At 63.4% G+C, this 1238-nt stretch carries 2 protein-coding genes; both read left to right on the top strand.

The window, feature by feature from the left end:
• A partial coding sequence (locus EOA22_RS34160; protein WP_206521493.1) for a dienelactone hydrolase family protein occupies positions 1 to 247 on the top strand: 247 nt, incomplete at its 5' end.
• Positions 248 to 355: 108 nt separating this feature from the next.
• The coding region (locus EOA22_RS34155; protein ID WP_127390642.1) for an aminoacetone oxidase family FAD-binding enzyme at positions 356 to 1238 on the top strand (883 nt) is incomplete at its 3' end.

The following is a 1238-nucleotide window of genomic DNA, read 5'->3' as shown; positions in this document are numbered from 1 at the left end:
TCGCAAGGCAGCCTCGACCAAGGCGCGCGTCTATGTCGGCACATCCGGCGTCGACAGGAGTTTCCCGCCGGAACAGTCGGCGCGGCTGGCCGAGGCGCTCAGGGTTGCGGAAGTAGATCATGTCATCGAGAACTATGCCGGCATGGCGCATGGCTGGTGCGTGCCCGATCACAGCGTTTTCAATGCCGCGGGCGCCGAACGCCACTGGAAGCGCTTGACGACGTTGTTCGCAGAGACGCTGATCTGAGCCTTTGCCTGGCTGTTCTTGCCTGTTGGCTGTCCGCCCCGTTCGCGGTATCAGGCAGCACAAATGCGCTGCGCCGGATGAGTGGGCCGAGCGGGAACGAACAGCCTGATGCAATCCTATGATGTCGTGATCATCGGCGCGGGTGCCGCCGGAATGATGTGCGCCGTGGAGGCGGCCAAGCGCGGCCGTTCTGTACTGATCCTCGATCATGCGGCGGCGCCTGGCGAGAAGATCCGCATCTCCGGCGGGGGCCGGTGCAATTTCACCAACATCCATGCCAGCCCGAAGAATTTTCTGTCGGGCAATCCGCATTTCTGCATTTCGGCGCTCAGCCGCTATACGCAACGCGATTTCATCGCCCTCGTCGAACGCCACCGCATCGCCTATCACGAAAAGACGCTTGGGCAGTTGTTCTGCGACGGCTCCGCACGCCAGATCATCGACATGCTGGTCTCGGAAATGCAGGACAAGGGCGCCGAACTGGTGCTGTCGACCAGCGTTGAGGATGTCCGCAAAACCGTGGAGGGGTTTGTGCTCACTCTCTCCACGGGCACGATTAGGTGCCAGTCTCTGGTCGTGGCCTGCGGCGGCAAGTCGATCCCCAAGATGGGGGCGACCGGTTTCGGCTACGAGCTTGCCGGACAGTTTGGGCTTGCCATCGTCGAAACGCGGCCGGCGCTGGTGCCGCTGACCTTCGACGCAAACACGCTCGAACGGCTGGCGCCGCTGGCCGGCAACGCCGTCGACGCGGAAGTCTCCTGCGGCAAGACGCGGTTCTCCGAAGCGATGCTGTTCACGCATCGCGGCGTCAGCGGACCGTCCATCCTGCAGATCTCGTCCTATTGGCGCGAGGGCGACGAAATCCGCATCGCCATGCTGCCGGGAGTTGATGTGGCGGACCTCATTCGTAGTGCCAAGCGCGGTAATGGGCGGCAGGCGGTGCAGACCGTGCTGGCAAATCACCTGCCGAAGCGGCTGGCGGAGGCGATCG

This window comes from Mesorhizobium sp. M7A.F.Ca.US.014.04.1.1, from assembly GCF_003998745.1.
GTDB classification, from domain to species: domain Bacteria; phylum Pseudomonadota; class Alphaproteobacteria; order Rhizobiales; family Rhizobiaceae; genus Mesorhizobium; species Mesorhizobium ciceri.
This window is presented reverse-complemented; position numbering and strand designations above follow the sequence as displayed.